Annotated in this window: 13 protein-coding genes and 3 riboswitches; of the genes, 4 read left to right on the top strand and 9 right to left on the bottom strand. The window is 75.0% G+C overall.

The annotated features are described in order from the left end of the window. Positions 1-7 precede the first annotated feature (7 nt). The 5 genes from PUR61_RS29340 to PUR61_RS29360 are packed head-to-tail and all read right to left on the bottom strand — an operon-like array spanning position 8 to position 7985. Positions 8-850 carry an ECF transporter S component gene (locus tag PUR61_RS29340; protein ID WP_329882510.1) on the bottom strand — a complete coding sequence of 281 codons (843 nt, stop codon included), beginning with the start codon at positions 848-850 and terminating at the stop codon, positions 8-10. After that, on the bottom strand, positions 847-2490 hold the full coding sequence (locus PUR61_RS29345; RefSeq protein ID WP_329882511.1) for an ABC transporter ATP-binding protein: 1644 nt from the start codon (positions 2488-2490) through the stop codon (positions 847-849). The genes PUR61_RS29340 and PUR61_RS29345 overlap by 4 nt, the downstream gene beginning before the upstream one ends. Beyond that, positions 2487-3740 carry an energy-coupling factor transporter transmembrane component T gene (locus PUR61_RS29350; protein WP_329882512.1) on the bottom strand — a complete coding sequence of 418 codons (1254 nt, stop codon included), beginning with the start codon at positions 3738-3740 and terminating at the stop codon, positions 2487-2489. Before PUR61_RS29350 ends, PUR61_RS29345 begins: the two co-directional genes overlap by 4 nt. A 10-nt stretch (positions 3741-3750) precedes the next feature. Further along, positions 3751-5061 (bottom strand): hypothetical protein, encoded by a 1311-nt coding sequence (locus PUR61_RS45545; protein WP_443035256.1) that lies wholly within the window; start codon positions 5059-5061, stop codon positions 3751-3753. Next, complete coding sequence (locus PUR61_RS29360; RefSeq protein WP_329882513.1) at positions 5058-7985, bottom strand: prenyltransferase/squalene oxidase repeat-containing protein; 2928 nt, start codon at positions 7983-7985, stop codon at positions 5058-5060. Before PUR61_RS29360 ends, PUR61_RS45545 begins: the two co-directional genes overlap by 4 nt. 190 nt (positions 7986-8175) lie before the next feature. Next, positions 8176-8293, bottom strand: a riboswitch (cobalamin riboswitch). 75 nt (positions 8294-8368) lie between these two features. Beyond that, positions 8369-8445: riboswitch (cobalamin riboswitch) on the top strand. Positions 8446-8574: 129 nt separating this feature from the next. Between PUR61_RS29360 and PUR61_RS29365 the strand changes: the two genes are divergently transcribed. Then, positions 8575-10002, top strand: coding sequence for a hypothetical protein (locus tag PUR61_RS29365; RefSeq protein WP_329882514.1), 1428 nt, complete (start codon positions 8575-8577; stop codon positions 10000-10002). 77 nt (positions 10003-10079) lie between these two features. On the opposite strand, the gene PUR61_RS29370 is transcribed toward PUR61_RS29365, so the two are convergent. Next, the gene (locus PUR61_RS29370) at positions 10080-11501 is read right to left on the bottom strand and encodes a short-chain fatty acyl-CoA regulator family protein (RefSeq protein ID WP_329882515.1); all 1422 of its coding nucleotides are present in this window, start codon (positions 11499-11501) and stop codon (positions 10080-10082) included. Positions 11502-11842: 341 nt separating this feature from the next. On the opposite strand from PUR61_RS29370, the gene aceA reads away from it, so the two are divergent. The 3 genes from aceA (at position 11843) to PUR61_RS29385 (ending at position 15779) form a co-directional block, all read left to right on the top strand. After that, positions 11843-13135, top strand: a complete 1293-nt coding sequence (aceA, locus tag PUR61_RS29375) for an isocitrate lyase (protein ID WP_329882516.1) — start codon at positions 11843-11845, stop codon at positions 13133-13135. 122 nt (positions 13136-13257) lie between these two features. Then, positions 13258-14871, top strand: a complete 1614-nt coding sequence (gene aceB / locus PUR61_RS29380; protein WP_329882517.1) for a malate synthase A — start codon at positions 13258-13260, stop codon at positions 14869-14871. Between the two features lie 41 nt (positions 14872-14912). Then, complete coding sequence (locus PUR61_RS29385) at positions 14913-15779, top strand: 3-hydroxybutyryl-CoA dehydrogenase (RefSeq protein ID WP_329882518.1); 867 nt, start codon at positions 14913-14915, stop codon at positions 15777-15779. 82 nt (positions 15780-15861) lie between these two features. On the opposite strand, the gene PUR61_RS29390 is transcribed toward PUR61_RS29385, so the two are convergent. The 3 genes from PUR61_RS29390 to PUR61_RS29400 form a co-directional block, all read right to left on the bottom strand. After that, positions 15862-16341: a flagellar hook-length control protein FliK gene (locus tag PUR61_RS29390; RefSeq protein WP_329882519.1), complete on the bottom strand. Its 480-nt coding sequence runs from the start codon at positions 16339-16341 to the stop codon at positions 15862-15864. Between the two features lie 29 nt (positions 16342-16370). Next, complete coding sequence (locus PUR61_RS29395) at positions 16371-17444, bottom strand: prenyltransferase/squalene oxidase repeat-containing protein (RefSeq protein WP_329882520.1); 1074 nt, start codon at positions 17442-17444, stop codon at positions 16371-16373. A gap of 98 nt (positions 17445-17542) precedes the next feature. After that, a riboswitch (cobalamin riboswitch) is annotated at positions 17543-17662 on the bottom strand. A gap of 228 nt (positions 17663-17890) precedes the next feature. Next, on the bottom strand, positions 17891-18017 hold a 127-nt coding region (locus PUR61_RS29400), incomplete at its 5' end, for an enoyl-CoA hydratase-related protein (RefSeq protein ID WP_329879084.1).

Below are 18017 nucleotides of genomic sequence, written 5' to 3' on the forward strand. Positions count from 1 at the left end.
CTCCCGTTCAGGAGGGTGCCGTTCCGGTCGGCCGTGCGGCGGCCCCTGCCGGCGGGGCGACGCCGCCCGGGCCCTCGAACCGCACGGTCGGCTCGAAGTTGGCACGGCGGGCCGCGCGGCGGAAGACGGTGAGGACGGCCGGACCGACCACGAGGACGGCGACGAAGGTGGTCACCGCCCGGCCGGTGTCCCACCCGAGCGAGGTGGCCAGGTCGAACAGCAGGTAGCGGTGCCACTGTTCGGTGAAGGGCAGCCCGGGCAGGTAGGCGATCGAGCTGTTCGGGTCGGTCGCGAACGGCCAGAACGAGAGGTTCAGCAGGAAGCCGAAGAGGTACCCGGAGAAGGCGCCGTAGCCGGCCAGTACCGGGACCTCCCAGCGGCGCGGCAGCTTGGGGAGCAGGCCGGCGAGCATGCCCACGAAGGCGCAGCCGAACATCTGGTAGGGCATCCAGGGGCCGACCCCGCCGGTCAGGAGGGCGGACGCGAACAGGGAGGTGCAGCCGAGTGTGAAGCCGAAGCCGGGACCGAAGACCCGGCCGGCGAGGACGAGGACGAAGAAGACCGTCTCCACCCCGGCCGTCCCGGCGCCGAGCGGGCGCAGACCCGCGTTGACGGCCGACAGGACACCGAGCATGGCGAGGGCCTTGGCGTCGATGCCGCCGGCCGCGATCTCCGCGATCACGACGGCGAGCACCAGGATCAGCAGGGCACCGAAGATCAGCGGCGGGGCGTAGGAGGAACCGAACGTCCCCGGGGCGACGACGAAGGGCCAGGTGAAGGCGACGAGGCCGATGAAGGCGGCCAGCGCCACCGCGACCCGGGCCCGGCCGGGTATCCGGACGGCGGTCACCGGGCGGCCTCCACCGGTGCGAGGGCTGCGGCGACCTGGCGTGTGGTCAGGTACGGCAGCGGGGCGAGGATCTTCGCGGTCTGGGGCGCGAAGGTGGGCGAGGCGACGATGACCTCGGTGGTGGGACCGTCCGCGACGATCTCGCCCTCGGCCATCACCACCACCCGGTCGGCCGCGCCGGCGACGAACTCGACGTCGTGGGTGGAGACCACCACGGTGCGGCCCTCGGCGGCGAGGGCGTCGACGATGCCGGTCAGCGCCTCCTTCGCGTGGTAGTCGAGCCCTCGGGTGGGTTCGTCCAGCAGCACCACCCTGGGGGCGGCGGCCAGCTGGATCGCGAGGACCAGGGCCAGCTTCTGGCCTTCGGAGAGGTCCCGGGGGTGGGCCCCGTCGGGGATCCCGGGGGCGAGGCGGTCGAGGATCCGCCGTGCGGTCGGCCCCTCGGCGGACGCGGCCTCCCGGTCGCTCTGGGCGAGTTCCTGGGCCACGGACTCCAGGTAGAGCAGGTCGGTGGGGGTCTGCGGGACGAGCCCGACCAACTGCCGGGCCTCGGCCGCGGGGAGGCGTTTGGGGTCCTTCGGCGGCTCGCCGCCGGCCCGGGTGACCTTCACGCTGCCGCCCTGCCGGGGGCCGGAGCCCTGGAGCGCCCAGAGCAGGGACGACTTCCCGGAGCCGTTGCGCCCCATCAGCGCGGTCACCTCCCCGGCCCTCAGGTCCAGGGTGACCTCCCGGACGGCGGCCACCTGGCCGTAGCGCACCACGATCCGTTCGGCGCTCAACACGGTCTCCCCGGCGCCGGGTTCGTGGCGAGGTGCCGGGGCGGGAAGCGCGGCCAGGCGCTCCCGCAGGGGGCCGGCGGCCCTGCGGGCGTCGCGGACGGAGAGCGGCAGCGGGCTCCAGCCGGCCAGCCGGCCGAGGCCGACCACGGGCGGAGCGATCGCGGTGTGCCGGAACACCTCGGCGGGCGGCCCGTGCACGACGGTGCCGTCACCGGGCAGGTAGGCGACCCGGTCGGCGTACTGGACGACGCGCTCCAGCCGGTGCTCCGCGAGCAGGACGGTCACCCCGAGGTCGTGCACCAGCCGGGTGATCGCGGCGAGGACCTCCTCGGCGGCGGTCGGGTCGAGCGCGGAGGTGGGCTCGTCCAGCACCAGGACGCGAGGGTGCGCGGTCAGCACGGATCCGATGGCGACCCGCTGTTGCTGGCCGCCGGAGAGCTCGTACAGCGCACGGTGGCGCAGGTCGGCCAGGCCCAGCAGGTCGAGGGTCTCCTCGACGCGCTTGCGCATCACGTCCGGGGGCACGGCCAGCTGCTCCATGGCGTAGGCGAGCTCCTCCTCGACCGTGTCGGTGACGAAGCCGGCCAACGGGTCCTGCCCCACCACGCCGACCACGTCGGCCAGTTCGCGCGGCGGGTGGTGGGCGGTGTCACGCCCGTCCACCGTCACCCGGCCGCGCAGGGTGCCGCCGGTGAAGTGCGGCACGAGACCGTTCACGGCGCCGAGCAGGGTGGACTTGCCGACCCCGGTGCGGCCGACCACCAGGCAGAGCTCGCCCTCCGGGACGTGGAGGTCGACGTCCCGGAGTACCGGGTCGGTCCCGCCGTCGTACACCACGCCGACCTGGTCGAATCGGATCACTTGGTCACCTCGGTGTGCGGGCGGGCGGTGCTGTCGGTACGGACGGCGCTCCTCGTCGCGCCGGGCGGGCGCTGCCCCGGTACGGCGCCCGGCCCCGGTACGGCACCGGGTCCGGACGGGCGGCCGGAGGGCGGGGAGACCACCCCGGCGGCGCCGGCCAACAGCAGCGCGACCACCGGGACGAGCGGCAGGCTGGGCCAACTCAGCGGATACAAGGAGGGGTTGAGATCGGTGGCGTCGTAGCCGACCGTCCCGAACAGCAGGACGGCGGCGGCCACACCGCACCCGGCGACACCCCATTCGGCGGCCCGCCAGCGGTCCGGCCGATAGGTGGTGCGCCTGACCCGCCGGCCGCCGAGCGCCAGACCCGCCGCGCAGAGCCCGGCGCCCGCGAGCAGCGCGGGCAGTCCCAGCGCGGCGGGGGCGGTACCGTCCAGGAGCCCGTAGACCCCGGCGCAGAGGCCGCACATGCCGGCCAGCATGAGGGCGCCGGTGGCCCGGCGGGAGCCTCGGGTGGCGGTGCCGGCGCGCCCGTAGCCGCGCGAGTCCATCGCGGCGGCCAGGTGCAGCGAGCGCTCCAGCGCGTCCTCCAGCACCGGGACGACGATGCTGCGCAGCGCGCGGACGCCCTTGCTCTGCCCGGCACGCAACCGCCGTGCCCGGGTGACGCGTTGGACGCTCTGCACGAGCTGCGGCGCGACGCTGAGCGACACCGTCACGGCCACCCCGAGCTCGTACAGGGCCCCGGGCAGGACACGCAGCGCCCGCTTGGGGTTGGCCAGGGTGTTGGCGGCGCCGATGCAGCAGAGCAGGCAGGCCAGGCGCAGCCCGTCGAAGGCCGCGGAGAGGGTGGCCTCCAGGGAGACCGGGCCGCCGATCCGGATGCCCGCGTACCAGGCGGGCGTCGGGATGTGCGGGAGGGAGAAGAGCAGGTGGTCGTGCGGGGTGATACCGGTGGCGAAGACGCACCGGAAGACCACCCGGATCGCCACGACGGTCAGGGCCAGCCACAGGTAGTACTTGAACCCCCGGGCCCACGGAGCCTCGGTGCGACGGGCGGTGACCACGTAGCCGAGGACGGCGAGGACGAGGAGGAGCAGCAGCGGGTTGGTGGTGCGGCTGGCCGCGGTCGCCAGGGCCAGGGCCCAGATCCACCACGCCAGGGGGTGGAGGTCGCGCGGGCTGCGCCGGCCCCCCGCGGCCCGCCCGGGGGCGGACTGCGGGAGGCCGGCGCGGTGCTTGTCGGGCATGCTCACCTGATCACTCGGCCCGTCGGCGGCGGCGCGCGGCGACCACGGTGGCCCCGCCCAGCAGCACCACGAGGACGACCGCGACCACGGCGGGGACCATCGATCCGGTGTCGTGCGGGGCGTCGGCGACCGGTGCCGCGTTCATCACCGGCGGGCCCGCGGCGTTCACGGGCGCCGACGGGACCGGGGTGGCGGTGGGCGTCGCGGGCCCGGTCCCGTCGGCTGCCCGGGTCTCCGACGGGGCCGGGGCGGGAGTCTCGGCGCCCTCGGCTGCCGGGGGTGCGGACTCCGTGGAGTCCGGGGCCGGCGTGGCCGGTGCGGGGGCCACGGGCGCCGGAGCCGTCGGCCCGGACCGGTCGGAGCCGCCGGACGTGCCGGTCGGGGGCGCGCCCGTGGTCGGCCGCTTCGGGGCGGCGCCACCACCGCTCGCGCCACCACCGCTCGCGCCGCCGCCGCTCGTGCCGGCGCTGCCTGCTGATCCGCCCGTGGCGGTGCCGCCGCTGCCGGAGGAGGCGGCACCCCCGGAGGACGTGCCGCCGCCGGACGAGGCGGCGCCTCCGGACGAGGTGGTACCCCCGGACGAGGAAGAGCCCCCGGACGAGGAGGAGCCACCGGAGGAGGACCCGCCGCCGGAGGTCCCGCTGCCCCCGGAGGAGCCGCCGCTGCCACCGCCGGTCACCGTGCCGGCCGTGCCGCCTCCTGTCGAGCCGCCGCCGGCCGTGCCGGGGTCGGTCGTCGGCGCGGGCGGCTCGGGAGTGGCGTTCGTACCGCCGCCCGGCGCCGTGTTGTGCGCCCGCACGGTGTCCGGCGAGAAGGTGGGGCGCCCTTCGGTTCCCTCGATGTTGGTGCCGCCGAAGATCCACAGGTCGACGCTGCCGGGCTTCGGCTGGTAGCTCATCGCGCCGAGCTGGCTGTAGGACCAGCTGTTCTGACCCGGGTCCGCGTGCCAGTACGACCAGTAGGCCGAGGCCGGGGGCGTCAGGACACACTTCTCCTGCTCCGCGGGCGGGAACTGCTTACCGCCCTGGAAGCCGCTGTACCCGATCCGGCAGATGAACGCCGGGCCGTCGTGCCCGGTCCCGGTGGTCTTCCAGCCGCCCTGGTTCAGCAGGCTGTACCCGGTGGTCGGGGTGGTCCCGCAGGAACGCAGGAGCGGGCCGCCCCACTTGCTGAGGTCCACCGCGAGCACCACGCCGGAGCCGGTGGTGCACTGCTCGATCGGCAGCGGGGCCGCGGCGGCCGGGGTCGCACCGAGCCCACCGATCGCGAGGGCGAGCGCCGCGGTGGCGGCCCCGAGGATCCGGCCGATCCGCCGGATCACCGGTGACGCCCCGGGGTGGAGCCCGACCGGCGACGGGCGACCAGGACGGCTCCGGCGCCGACGGCGGCCAGCAGGCCGGCGACGGTCGTCAGCACCAGTGCCTCGGTCCCGGTCCCGGCCAGGCTGCCGGTGTCGGTGTCGGTCCGGACGTGTGCGCCGCCGACCGGGGCGCCGTCGCCTCGCACCGGATCCCCGGCACCGCCGGCACCGCCTGCCCCGCCGGGGAGAAGCGAGTCACCGGGTCGGGCGGTCGTGCCCCCGGTAGGCGTGGTGACGGCGGTGGGCGTGCCGGTGGGCACGGGAGTACCGGTGGGCGTCGGCGAACCGGACAAAGTGCCCGACGGCGTGCCGGTCACGGTCGATGTCGCGGTGGGCGTGGCCGTGGCCGTGGGCGTCGGGGTGCCGGTGGCGGTCGGGGTCGGCGTGGCGGTGGGCGTCGGCGTACCGGTCGGCGTGGCCGTCGCGGTCGGGGTGGGTGTCGGCGTGCCGCCGAGGTCGCGGCGCAGGGTGCCGAAGGAGATCCCGGTGGCGCCGCCCACGGCCTGGGTGGAGGCCCGCACGTCCGATCCCTGCTGTCCGGCGGAGGCGACGTTGAAGCCCCCGTCGCCGTTCTGCTGCCCGGCGAGGAAGTCGAGCGCCTTCGCGATCCGCGCGCCGTAGGTGGACTGACGCAGGGTCAGGCCCTGGACCGCGAGGGCGGCCGAGTTGGTGGAGTTCCCGGCCGCGCCGGGGAAGCCCCCGTCGGCCAGCTGTCGCCCGGCCAGCCAGGTCAGTCCCTTGTCGACCGCCCGCGCGGCCTCGTCCCCGGGGACGAGCGCGAGTGCCATGGCGGCCATCGCGGTGCTGTCCACGTCGGAGTCGCCGGTGGCGGGGATGAGGCTCGGCCAGGAGCCGTCGGCGTGCTGGAGGCTCTCCAGGTAGGCGACCGGCGAGGTGGCGCTCGCGGTGTCCCCGGCGCGCAGCTGGGCCATGATGCCGAGAGCCTGGGAGAAGACCGACGTGGCGTAGGTGTAGTTGCCGGGGCCGGCGCAGCCGGTGGCCTCGTCGGCCTTGGCGCAGACGGCCGCGGCCAGGGCGGCGATCAGGTCGTGCCCGCCGAAGGCCCGCGGGTTGCGGCCGACGACCTCGGCGAGCAGCGCCTCCTTGCCGAGCGAGCCGCCGCCCGCGTACTCGGTGCCGATGCTGGTCCAGTCGTTGACGGTGCGCCCGTTGGGGTCCGTGCCCTGCTGGTCGAGGAAGTCGACGATCCGGCGCAGGGCCGCGTCGTTCGCACCCGTGGCGGCGAGCGCGAAGGCGCCGTCGATGGTGAGGCCGAAGTCCGCGAAGGTCGGGAACGCCTCGTAGTAGTGGCCGTCGATCAGGTTGGCCGGGGCGGTGAGGTAGGAGCTGCCCCGGGCCAGGTCGGGGGCCCGGCCGGCGGGCGTGGTCGGCGGGGTGGTGGTGGCACCGTTCGGGTTGTGGCGGACGGTGGTCAGATCGGTTCCGGTCAGGGCCAGGACGGCCTGCTCGGTGGCGGCCGCGTCGGCCTCGGGGGTCGACTCGTCGGGGCCGAAGCCGCCGTCCTCGCCCTGGCGGGCGGCGAGCCAGGCCATGGCGGTGGCCTGCTTGGCCCCCTGTCCGACGGCCTTCAGCGTCTGGGCCGCGGCGGCGGTGCTCGTGGTGTCGCCGGCGGCGCCGACGTAGGGGGCGTAGGAGCCGTCGGGCTGCTGGCTCGCGGCGAGTTGGTCCGCGGCCTTCTTCGCGGTGGGCTCGAAGCCGGCCGCCGGGCGCAGGGCGAGGACGGCGAGGCCGGTGGCCACCGGGTCGGACTCACAGTGGCCGCCGGCCACGATCATCGAGCCGGCGATGCCTCCGTCGGCGCACTGCAGGACCGTGAAGCGGGCGAGCGTCGCGGCGGGCGGCGTGACCCCGGCGCGCTGCAGGGCGATCACGGCCCACGCCTGCACCCAGGGCGAGGCCGCACCGTGGAAGTCCCCGGCCGCGGTGCACTCCCCGTTCTCGCCGGCCGCGACGCACACGTGGTCGGTGAGCGCGGCGATCAGGTCGCGGCCGCCGAAGTCCCGGGGGTTGCCGTCGGTGCTCGCGGCGACCAGGGCCAGCAGCGCGGCGGCCTTGGAATCGGGCTTGCCGCTCGGCCCGTCCGGGTACAGGAAGGCGTCGGTGTGGGCGGCGAGGTAGGCGACGACCTTGCGCAGAGCCGGGTCCTGGGTACCGGCGGCGGCCAGGGCTGTCGCGGTGAGGGCGGTCCGGGGGAAGTCGGCCCCCTCGAAGGCCCAGTTCCCCATGTACTCGCCGTTGACGAGGCGGCCCGCCAGCCAGGCCGCCGCGGCGGCGGGGTCTCCCGCGGGCGGTGGGAGGGTCGGGCTCGGGGACACCGACGGCGACGCGGAGGCGGACGGCGACGGACCGGTGTTCCTGGCCCGGACGGAGTCCGGGGTGAAGGAGGGCGCTCCGCTCGTCCCGCCGATGTCGGTGCCGCCGTACACCCAGGCCTCGACCTCGCCGGGCTTGGGCTTCTGCGTGCCGGCGCCGTAGCGGCTGTAGGACCAGGTCGCCTGGCCGGGCTCGGCGATCCAGTAGGACCAGTACGCCGTCGCCTGGGGGGTGTTGACGCAGGGTTCCTCGGCGGCGGTGGGGTACTGGGTGCCGTTGCCGAAGGCGCCGTTACCGAGCCGGCAGATGAAGGCGGGGCCGTCGTGCTCGGTGCCGGTGGTGGTGAAGCCCGCGTTGTGCAGCAGGTTCATCCCGGTCGTGGGGTGGGCGTCGCAGCCGCGGACGACTCCGCCGCCCCAGTGGCCGAAGTCGACGGCGACGATCGCTCCGGTGGTGGCGGTGCACTCCTCGATCGGGTCCGCGGCGGCCCTGCCGGGGTGTCCGAGCAGGACCGTGCCGCCTGCGGCGATCGCGACGGCACCGGTGGCCACCAGGGACGTGACCCCCCGGGCTCTGTGACTCGTACGACTGCTGCTGGCCCTCACCGGCGACTCCCTGATCAGTCGTCGGGATGCCACAACGCAGCCGACGGCCTCCTTCGCGCGGGGCCGTTCTGACCGCGTCGTAGTCCACGACGACGCAAGCACTCCTGGAACAAGGCCCCGGCGCAGGCATTCCGGCTCACCAGCCCGGGGTGGGGCGGGTCTACGGTTGCGGGTCAGCGCCGGAATCGGACCGGCTTCCCCTGACTGCCGAGGATGAAAAAGCATTTCATCAGACCATGCTCGCGGAGTCGGCGTCAACGAAGCGTCATGTCTCCTTCCCCACCTCGTGACTGCCCCGCCGGTGCGGTAGCGTCCGCGGTGGCCGAGCGGGGGAATCCGGTGTGAATCCGGGGCTGACGCGCAGCGGTGTGGGGCGGTGACCGTGCCGGCCCGAGCCCGAATGCCCGCCCGGCCGCGCAGCATCAGCGAAAGCCAGCCCACGCGATCCGGGCGGCGGCCGCCCCAGCCGCCGCGCGCCCGACCGGGCACCGGGGCCGGGGCCGGATCGGCGCCCGCCACACCAAGGAGCCGTTCCGTGCCCGTTCCCGCCTCCTCGCGCTTCGCCTCCTCACGCGCCGCCTCCGCGGTGACCGTCTCGCTGGCCGCCGGCGCCCTCGTGCTGTCGGCCGTCCCCGCCCACGCGACCGCGACCCCGGCCCAGATAGCCACCTCGAAGAGCACCGGCGTCACCTACCTGAAGTCCCTCCAGGCCGCGGACGGGAGCTACGTCACCGGCGGCGGGCTCTCCAACGAGTGGGCGTTCAGCGCGCTGGCCGCCGCCGGTACGGCCGCGGCGGACGTGACCCCCGGGGGCGACGCCACCAAGAACGCCCGGCTCGTCTACCGCAACCAGCTCGCCGCCGCCACCTGGCCGGGCGCCTCGCCGGTCGTCACCGACTACGAGCGCGGCGCCCTCAACGCGTACGCCGCGGGGATCGACCCCGCGCGCGTCGGGCCGGGCCGCAACCTCGTCGCGGACCTGGTCGCCTACTGGCAGACCGCCGAGCCCGGCTACTACGGCCCCTCCGCCAACTTCAACGGCACGGTCTTCGGGCTGCTCGCCCTCGGCGGCGCCAGGACCCAGGGCGGCGGGCAGCGCGTCCCGCAGGCCCTGCTGGACGCCTCGGTCGCGACCGTGCGCGCCAACCAGCACACCGACGGCGGCTGGAACTACAGCAAGGCCGCCGGCGACCCCGTCGCGCTCGGCCAGGGCAGCGACATCGACATGACCGGCGCCGCCATGGCCTCGCTGTGCAGCGGCGGCGTCCCCAACACCGACTCCGCCGTCGTCGCGGCCAAGAACTTCCTGAAGGGCAAGCTCGTCGCCTCCGGCGCCTTCAACTCGATGTGGGGCGCCAACACCGACTCCAACGGCTGGGCCGTGTCCGGCCTCAACGCCTGCGGGATCAACCCGCAGGGCGTCGACTTCACCAGCGGCAGCGGCAAGACCCCGATCGACTTCCTGATCGCCCAGCAGTTCAAGCCCGGCGGCGGCTTCAAGTACCTGCCCACCGACACCACCCCGTCCCCCTACGCCTCCGTGGACGGCCTGCGCGCCGTGGCCGGCGGCGGGTTCACCGCCACCCCGCCCGCGCCGACCGCGGCCGGTGAGCCCGCCTGGGCCGCCACCACCGGCTTCACCTCCGGCACCGCCGCCCGGCTCGCCCTCGTCGTGGACAGCGGCACCGCCCCGCTGAAGGTCTGCGCCGTCACCCTCACCCCGACCGGCGCCACCACCACCCTGGGCGCCGTCCTCGACGCCGCCGCGACCGCCACACCGAGCGGCTGCGTCACGTCGGTCACGCCGTCCACCGGCAGCGGCACGATCACCGCGGTCAACGGCACCGCCAACAGCGGCGCGTCGACCTGGAAGGTGAGCCTGGACGGTGCCGCCGCCACCGGCGCCGCCCGGGCCACCGTCGTCCACGTCGGCGACACCGTGTCACTGCGCTACGGCAGCTGACCTGCGGCCGGCCCCCGGCCGGGCGCGGTGGCCGGGCGCGGGCTCCCCGCGCCCGGCCACCGCACCCCGGGCCGCCCTCAGGCGTCGGCCGCCCGCCCCTCCGGTTCGGCGCGGGCGGGATACGGCACGAACGTGCTGGTGTGCTCGTCGATCACCAGCGGGACGCCGACGGCGGGCGCGGAACGCTGCGGACAGGCGGGGCGTTCGCACACCTTGCACCCGAGGCCGATCGGGGTGGCCGCGCCCTCGTCGCCCAGGTCGAGGCCGGCGGAGTACACCAGCCGGTGGGCGTGGCGGAGTTCGCAGCCGAGCCCGATCGCGAAGGTCTTGCCCGGGCGGCCCCAGCCCCCGGGTGAACGGGTGACCGCGCGGGCGGTCCACAGGTAGCGCCGTCCGTCCGGCATGCCGGCGACCTGGACGTGGACGCGGCCGGGGGCGGCGAAGGTCTCGTAGACGTTCCAGAGCGGGCAGGTACCGCCGGTGCGCGAGAAGTGGAAGTCGGTGGCGGACTGCCGCTTGGAGACGTTCCCGGCGCGGTCGACCCGGACGAAGGAGAACGGCACCCCGCGCAGTCCCGGCCGCTGGAGGGTGCTGAGGCGGTGACAGACGGTCTCGTAGCCCAGGCCGAAGTGGTCGGCGAGGTGCTCGATGTCGTACCGGGCCGCCTCCGCCTCGGCGTGGAAGGCGCGGTAGGGCAGTACGAGGGCGGCCGCGAAGTAGTTGGCCAGGCCGATCCGCGTCAGCGCCCGGGCGGCCGAACCCTCGGGGCTCTCCTGGGCGGCGAGCTCGCCGAGCAGGCCGCCGTGCTCCAGGTAGGCCAGCTGGGTCGCCATCCGGAACGCCTGCTGGCCCGGACGGAGCCGGTCGGACAGGCGCAGCACCCGGGTGCCCGGATCGTACGCGTGGAGCCGTTCTCCCCCGGTGGCCAGCCGGACGTGGTGCCCGGTCGCGAGCCGCTCGGCCAGCACCGTCCTGACCCCGCCGCGCCTCAGACCGATCGCGATCGCCAACTCCTCGGCGGCAAGGTCGAGTTCGTGAACGTAGTTCCGGCGGCGGTAGAAGAACTCGCGGACCTGCTCGTGCGGGGTACGGGCGGTGTCGACGGTCGGACCGCGCTCCCCGACCAGGAGGGCGAGCTGCTCGGCGGCGGCACGGCGGCCACGCCCCAGGTCCGTCAGGACCCGGGCGACGGCGGGCAGCCGGGCGGCGAGGTCGTCGAGGTCGCCCGGAGTGAGGCGGCCTGCGGTGAGTTCCTCACCGAGGGCGTCCCGCAGGTCGGCGGTGAGCCGCGCGGTGTCGGGCGGGGCGAAGTAGCCCGCGTCGACGCCGAAGGCCTCGGTGAGCCTGAGCAGCACCGGGACGGTGAGCGGGCGGGCGTCGTGCTCCAGCTGGTTGAGGTAGCTGGGCGACAGTTCGATCAGCCGGGCGAGGGCGGCCTGGCTGAGCCCCCGGTCCTCGCGCAGCCGGCGCAGCCGAGCGCCGGCGAAGGTCTTTCCCACGCGGTTCCTCCCCTCGCCACCGGCCTGTCCGGTGCCCGCAGCATAGCCCCCGGCTCGCCTGCGAAGCCTTCGCATCCTTCGCAGATTCACAGGGTGCGCTTCGCAGAAGTTGGCCCCGCTCCAGCGGTGACGGCGGGCACCGGGAGTGCCAGAGTCGGTGCTGCGGCCGGCAGGCGCACCACGAACACCCTGATCCTCCAGGTTCCTTCGGCCTGGAGGCGGGGGCTTGGGGGCACCGACGTCCGGGCGGCCGACGCCGCCCGCCCAGCGCCCCGGCCGCGCCTTCCATCGCGAGGTGAGACGCCTCACATCCTTCGCAACGAGCACCCCGGGAGCGGATCATGACCCAGTCGGTTCGGCAGCAGCAGGAGCAGCAGGCGGCGGAGCTGGCCGCCCGGTGGGCGTCCGACCCGCGATGGGCGGGCGTCGAGCGCAGCTACACGGCGGCGGACGTGGTGCGGCTGTCCGGCACCGTCCGGGAGGAGCACACGCTGGCCCGGCGCGGGGCCGAGCGGCTCTGGCGGCAGCTGCACGAGCAGGACTACCTCCACGCGCTGGGCGCGCTGACGGGTGGTCAGGCCGTGCAGATGGTGAAGGCCGGCCTCCGGGCGATCTACCTGTCGGGCTGGCAGGTGGCCGCCGACGCCAACCAGGCCGGGCAGACCTACCCCGACCAGAGCCTCTACCCCGCCAACTCGGTGCCGCAGGTGGTGCGCCGGATCAACAACGCGCTGCTGCGGGCCGACGAGATCGACGCGGCGGAAGGGAACGACGGCCCGGACTGGCTGGTACCGATCGTCGCCGACGCCGAGGCCGGGTTCGGCGGCCCGCTCAACGCCTTCGAGCTCACCAAGGGCATGATCGCGGCCGGCGCCGCGGGCATCCACTACGAGGACCAGCTCGCCTCCGAGAAGAAGTGCGGCCACCTGGGCGGCAAGGTGCTCGTCCCGACCGCCCAGCACGTCCGCACCCTCAACTCCGCCCGCCTCGCGGCCGACATCGCCGACGTGCCGACCGTGATCGTGGCCCGCACCGACGCGCTCGCCGCCAACCTGCTGACCACCGACGTCGACGAGCGCGACGCCCGGTTCTGCACCGGCGAGCGCACGGCCGAGGGCTTCTACCGGGTGGAGCCCGGCATGGCCCCGGTGATCTCCCGCGGTCTGGCCTTCGCCCCGTACGCCGACCTGCTCTGGGTCGAGACCGGTACCCCGGACCTCGCCCAGGCCCGCGAGTTCGCCGAGGCGGTCAAGGCCGAGCACCCCGACAAGATGCTGGCCTACAACTGCTCGCCGTCCTTCAACTGGAAGGCCTCGCTGGACGACGATCAGATCGCCAAGTTCCAGCGCGAACTGGGCGCGATGGGCTACCGCTTCCAGTTCATCACCCTGGCCGGCTTCCACGCGCTCAACCACTCGATGTTCCAGCTCGCCCGCGGCTACGCCGAGCACGGCATGACCGCGTACGTCGACCTCCAGGAGGCCGAGTTCGCCGCCGTGCCGGACGGCTACACGGCGGTGAAACACCAGCGCGAGGTCGGCACCGGCTACTTCGACCTGGTCTCCACCGCCCTCAACCCGAACGCCGAGACGCTCGCCCTGACCGGTTCCACCGAGGCCGAGCAGTTTCACTGAGCCGTCCCCGGCGGCCGGCACCACCGGAGCGGGGGAAGCTCCCCGGCCGCCGCCCACCCCGCCCGGGGCCCCGTTGAGGGACGAGGCCCCGGGCCCCGCCCACCTGCTTTCTGGAGAACCGGATGAGCCTGCCCAGCCACATCGAGATCCTCGGCGCACACGAGGACCGCTTCGAGGAGATCCTCACCCCCGACGCCCTGCGCTTCGTGGCCGGTCTGCACGCGGCCTTCGCCGACCGCCGAACGAACCTGCTCGCCGAGCGCGGCCGCCGCGCCGCCGCCCTGGCGGCGGGTGGCAGCCTGGACTTCCTCCCGGAGACCCGCGCCGTCCGCGAGGACGCGTCCTGGCGGGTCGTCGGCGCCGGGCCCGGACTGGACGACCGCCGGGTGGAGATCACCGGCCCGCCCGAGCGCCGGATGACCGTCAACGCCCTCAACTCCGGTGCCCGGGTCTGGCTCGCCGACTTCGAGGACGCCACCTCCCCCACCTGGCACAACCTCGTCTCCGGCCAGCTCAACCTGGTCGACGCGATCGAGCGCCGGATCGACGACACCACCCCGGAGGGCAGGCGCTACCGCATCGGCGACACGCCCGCCACCATCGTGGTCCGCCCCCGGGGCTGGCACCTGGACGAGCAGCACCTGCTGATCGACGGCCGCCCGGCCGTCGCCGCCCTGGTCGACTTCGGCCTCTACCTCTTCCACTGCGGCCGGCGCCAGATCGAGCGCGGCAGCGGCCCGTACTTCTACCTGCCGAAGCTGGAGAACCACCTGGAGGCGCGGCTGTGGAACGACGTCTTCACCTTCGCCCAGGCCGAGTTGGGCATCCCGCACGGCACCGTCCGGGCCACCGTCCTGATCGAGACCGTCACCGCCGCGTTCGAGATGGACGAGATCCTCTACGAGCTGCGCGAGCACGCCGCCGGGCTCAACGCCGGCCGCTGGGACTACCTGTTCAGCCTGATCAAGAACTTCGCCCACCACGGCCCGAGGTTCGTCCTGCCCGACCGCGCGTCCCTGACGATGACGCAGCCCTTCCTGCGCGCCTACACCGAGCTGCTCGTGCGCACCTGCCACCGGCGCGGCGCCCACGCGATCGGCGGCATGGCCGCCGCCGTCCCCCGGCGCGACCCCGCCGCCAACGAGGCGGCCCTGACCAGGGTCCGGGCCGACAAGGAACGCGAGGCCGGCGACGGCTTCGACGGCTCCTGGGTCGCCCACCCCGCCCTGGTCGCCACCTGCCGCACCGCCTTCGACGCCGTGCTCGGTGACCGGCCGAACCAGCTCGACCGGACCAGGGAGGACGTGGAGGTCACTGCCGCCGACCTGCTCGCCGTCCACCGGCTCGCCGTCGGCCTCCCGACGGAACAGGGCCTGCGCTCCAACGTCGCCGTCGCCCTGCGCTACCTCGTCGCCTGGCTGAACGGGTCCGGCGCGGTCGCCGTCTTCGGGCTGATGGAGGACGTCGCCACCGCCGAGATCGCCCGCTGCCAGATCTGGCAGTGGCAGCACCACTGCGCGCGCCTCACCGGCGGATCCCTCGCCACCCCGGACCTGGTGCGCCGGCTGATCGACCGGGAGCGGGCCGCGCTGCTCACCGAGGGCGCGGACCGGGGCCCGGTCGACGACGCGGTGCGGATCCTGGAGGAGACCGCCCTCGGTGCGGAGCTGCCCGCGTTCCTCACCACCGCGGCCTACGGCCGGCACCTCGTACGCACCACCGCACCGGCCGCCTGACCCCCGCTCCGACCCGCACCGCCCCCGAAGGGAGCACCCGTATGAACGACATCCGTCGTGTCGCCGTGGTCGGCGCCGGGCAGATGGGCGCCGGCATCGCCGAGGTCTTCGCCCGAGCCGGGCTCGACACCGTCGTGTGCGAGGCCGACCAGCGCGCCCTGCGCGCCGCCCGCGGCCGGATCGACCGGTCACTGCACCGGGCCGTCGACCGCGGCCGGATCAGCGAGCAGCAGCACACCGACGCCTGGGCCCACCTGCTCTTCGCCGACGACCTGGAGGCGCTGGCCGACCGTCAACTCGTGGTCGAGGCCGTCGTGGAGGACGAGCGGGTCAAGACCGAGGTCCTCGGCACCCTGGACAAGGTGCTCGCCGACGAGGACGCCGTCCTGGCCACCAACACCTCGGCCATCCCCGTCACCCGGCTCGGGATCGCCACCGGCCGCGCCTCGCAGGTGCTCGGTCTGCACTTCTTCAACCCCGCCCCGGTGATGCCGCTGGTGGAGCTGGTCTCCTCGCTGCACACCGACCACACCGTGCTCGACCGGGTGGAGACCTTCGCCAAGGACGTGCTGGGCAAGCACGTCGTCCGCTCCCGCGACCGGGCCGGCTTCGTGGTCAACGCCCTGCTCGTCCCCTATCTGCTGTCCGCGATCCGGATGGCCGAGGCGGGGCACGCCACGGCGCAGGACATCGACGACGGCATGGTCCACGGCTGCGCCCACCCCATGGGCCCGCTCCGCCTCGCCGACCTGATCGGGCTCGACACCGTGCAGGCCATCGCCGAATCGCTGTACGCCGAGTACAAGGAGCCGCTCTACGCTCCCCCGCCGCTGCTGTCCCGCATGGTCGAGGCCGGCCTGCTCGGCCGCAAGACCGGCCGCGGGTTCCACCCGCACCGGACGGCCTGACCACACCCCCGGCATACCGGCGCCCCGGTCCTCCGCGACGGAGACCGGGGCGCCGGTGTGTCGGCGTGTCGGCGTGTCGGCGTCAGGGAGCGGTGATGCCCGGCTGGGCACCCGCGCCGAAGGACCAGCCCTCGACCTCGCCGGGCGCCGGGTCGTAGCTGCCCGCGCCCAGGCTGCTGTACGACCAGGGGCCGCCGTGCGGCGCGTGCCAGTACGACCAGTAGGCGCTGCCGGTCGGGTTGGTGCAGGTCGTCGGCAGAGAGTTGATCTTGCAGACGAAGCCGGGGAAGCGCGGGTGGAAGGAGTAGGAGAACCCGGCGCCGGTGATCGCGGCGAGCCCGCTGGCCGGGTCGCCGAGCGCGCAGCCGGTCTGGATGCCGCCACCGACTGCGGTGAAGTCGACGACCACGGTCACGCCGGTGGTGCCGGTGCAGGCGGCCGCCCGGGCCTGCGGAGCGTGGACGGCGGAGGCACCGAGCAGCCCGGCGGTGAGGGCCGCCGCGGCGGCGGCCGAGCCGAGCGTCCGGCGGACCGGTCGGGTCCGGGTGGGAGTGTCGATCATCGAAGTGCTCCTCGGGTGGTCGCGGACGGTCAGTGGGTGGCCGGTGCCGGGCAGGCCAGGGTGGGCGGAGCCGGACGCGCGCCGGCGGCCGAGAGCGTGGCCAGCGGCGTGCCGGCCAGGCCGAGCACGGCCTGGGCGGTCGCCCGCGCGCCGTTGCCCGGGTTGAAGCCGGTCGCGTCGTAGGCGACCGCCCCCCGGACGGCGGGGGCGGCCGAGCAGCCCTGCTGGAGCTTGACCAGGCTGCTCCAGCCCTTGAGGCCGGCGCCGAAGCGGCCACCGGAGAACAGGGCCTGGGTGGCGAGGCCGGTGGTGTTGGCGTTGGACGTGGTCGCTCCGGCCGCCGCGAAGCCCCCGTCGGCGTTCTGGTGGCCGGTCAGCCACCCGAGCCCGGCGTTCGCCTTCGCGGTGCGGCCGGTCGCGGCGAGGGCCTGGACGGCCAGCGCGGTGGCGTCGGCGTCGCTCGCGCAGGTGGCCTGGCCGAAGGAGACCGGGAAACCGCCGTCGGCGCACTGACTGTCGGCGAGGAAGTCGACGGCGGCGGACGGAGCACCACCGGGCGTGCGCTTGAGCGCGATCAGCGCGAGCGACTGGCCGAGCGCGTTGCTGTAGTCACCCCACTGGGACCGGTCGGAGAAGCGGCCGCTCGGGCTCTGGAGCGAGCGGAGCCGGGCGGGGAGGTCGACGCCGCCGAAGGCGGTCGGGTTCTCGCCACGGACCTCGACGGCGAGCAGCAGCTTGGCCGTCGCCCCGGCGTACGCCTCGGTGGTGCCGTCGCCGAGGTAGCCGCCGATGACGTCGGGCCTCGCCAGCCAGGCGGTGGCCTTCGCGGCGGCCTGGTCGGAGCTGCGGGAGGCGGCGAAGGCGAGCACGGCGTCGATGGTCAGGCCCTGGTCGGGGTAGGCGGTGCCGTCGAACACCGACTCGAAGTGGTCCCCGTCCACCAGCTGGCGGGCCAGCCAGCCCGCCGCCGCGGCGTCCGGACGGACGGTCGGGGAGGACGATTGTGCGGGGGTGGCGTGTGCGGCGGTGACCGCCGGGAGCGCGGTGGCGAGGGCGAGCGCGGGTATGGCGAGCAGTCCGAGAGTGCGGCGGAGCGCGGGCATGAGAGCCTTTCCGGGCCTGGACGCAGGGGCCCGGAGAGCGTCCGCGGGGGGCCGGGGACAGCTCTCGGAGCTCCGGCCCGCAGACCACGACGGGAGGAGTGGACACCTCTCCGCCGCCGGGTACTCGGGCTCGCCGCCGACAGCCGTCGGCGGCCTACCGTTGCGGGTCAGCGCCGGATTCGAACCGGACTTCCCCCGACGGCGGAGTCAGAACATGACGGCCCATCATGGCGACGCCCGAAAGGCCGGGTCAAGGGTCCGTGCGTCACATCACAGCGCATCCGGGCAGGTCGTCGGCGACCTACCCCCGGAAGGGCCCGGGCGCCGCTCGACGGGCCGACGGCCCCGTGGTGCGGCGCCCCGCGGCCGGGGCGCCGCACCACGGCGCGCCTCGGCCCGGGTGCCGGCGATGGGTGGTGGCGGTGGGTGGCGGCGGTCGTCAGTTGTCAGCGGTGGGTGAACGACGCCGGCCGCTTCTCGGCGAACGCCGCCATGCCCTCCTTCTGGTCGGCGGTGGCGAAGACGGCGTGGAAGAGCCGCCGCTCGAAGCGGACGCCCTCGGCGAGGGTGGTC

The organism is Streptomyces sp. BE20 (genome assembly GCF_036322525.1).
Taxonomy (GTDB): domain Bacteria; phylum Actinomycetota; class Actinomycetes; order Streptomycetales; family Streptomycetaceae; genus Kitasatospora.

What these genes read in the sequence shown, in the direction of transcription:
- aceA (WP_329882516.1), top strand. Translation starts at nt 11,843, where the DNA reads ATGACCCAGTCGGTTCGGCAGCAGCAGGAGCAGCAGGCGGCGGAGCTG.
- aceB (WP_329882517.1), top strand. Translation starts at nt 13,258, where the DNA reads ATGAGCCTGCCCAGCCACATCGAGATCCTCGGCGCACACGAGGACCGC.
- PUR61_RS29350 (WP_329882512.1), bottom strand. Translation starts at nt 3,740, where the DNA reads ATGCCCGACAAGCACCGCGCCGGCCTCCCGCAGTCCGCCCCCGGGCGG.
- PUR61_RS29390 (WP_329882519.1), bottom strand. Translation starts at nt 16,341, where the DNA reads ATGATCGACACTCCCACCCGGACCCGACCGGTCCGCCGGACGCTCGGC.
- PUR61_RS29385 (WP_329882518.1), top strand. Translation starts at nt 14,913, where the DNA reads ATGAACGACATCCGTCGTGTCGCCGTGGTCGGCGCCGGGCAGATGGGC.
- PUR61_RS29395 (WP_329882520.1), bottom strand. Translation starts at nt 17,444, where the DNA reads ATGCCCGCGCTCCGCCGCACTCTCGGACTGCTCGCCATACCCGCGCTC.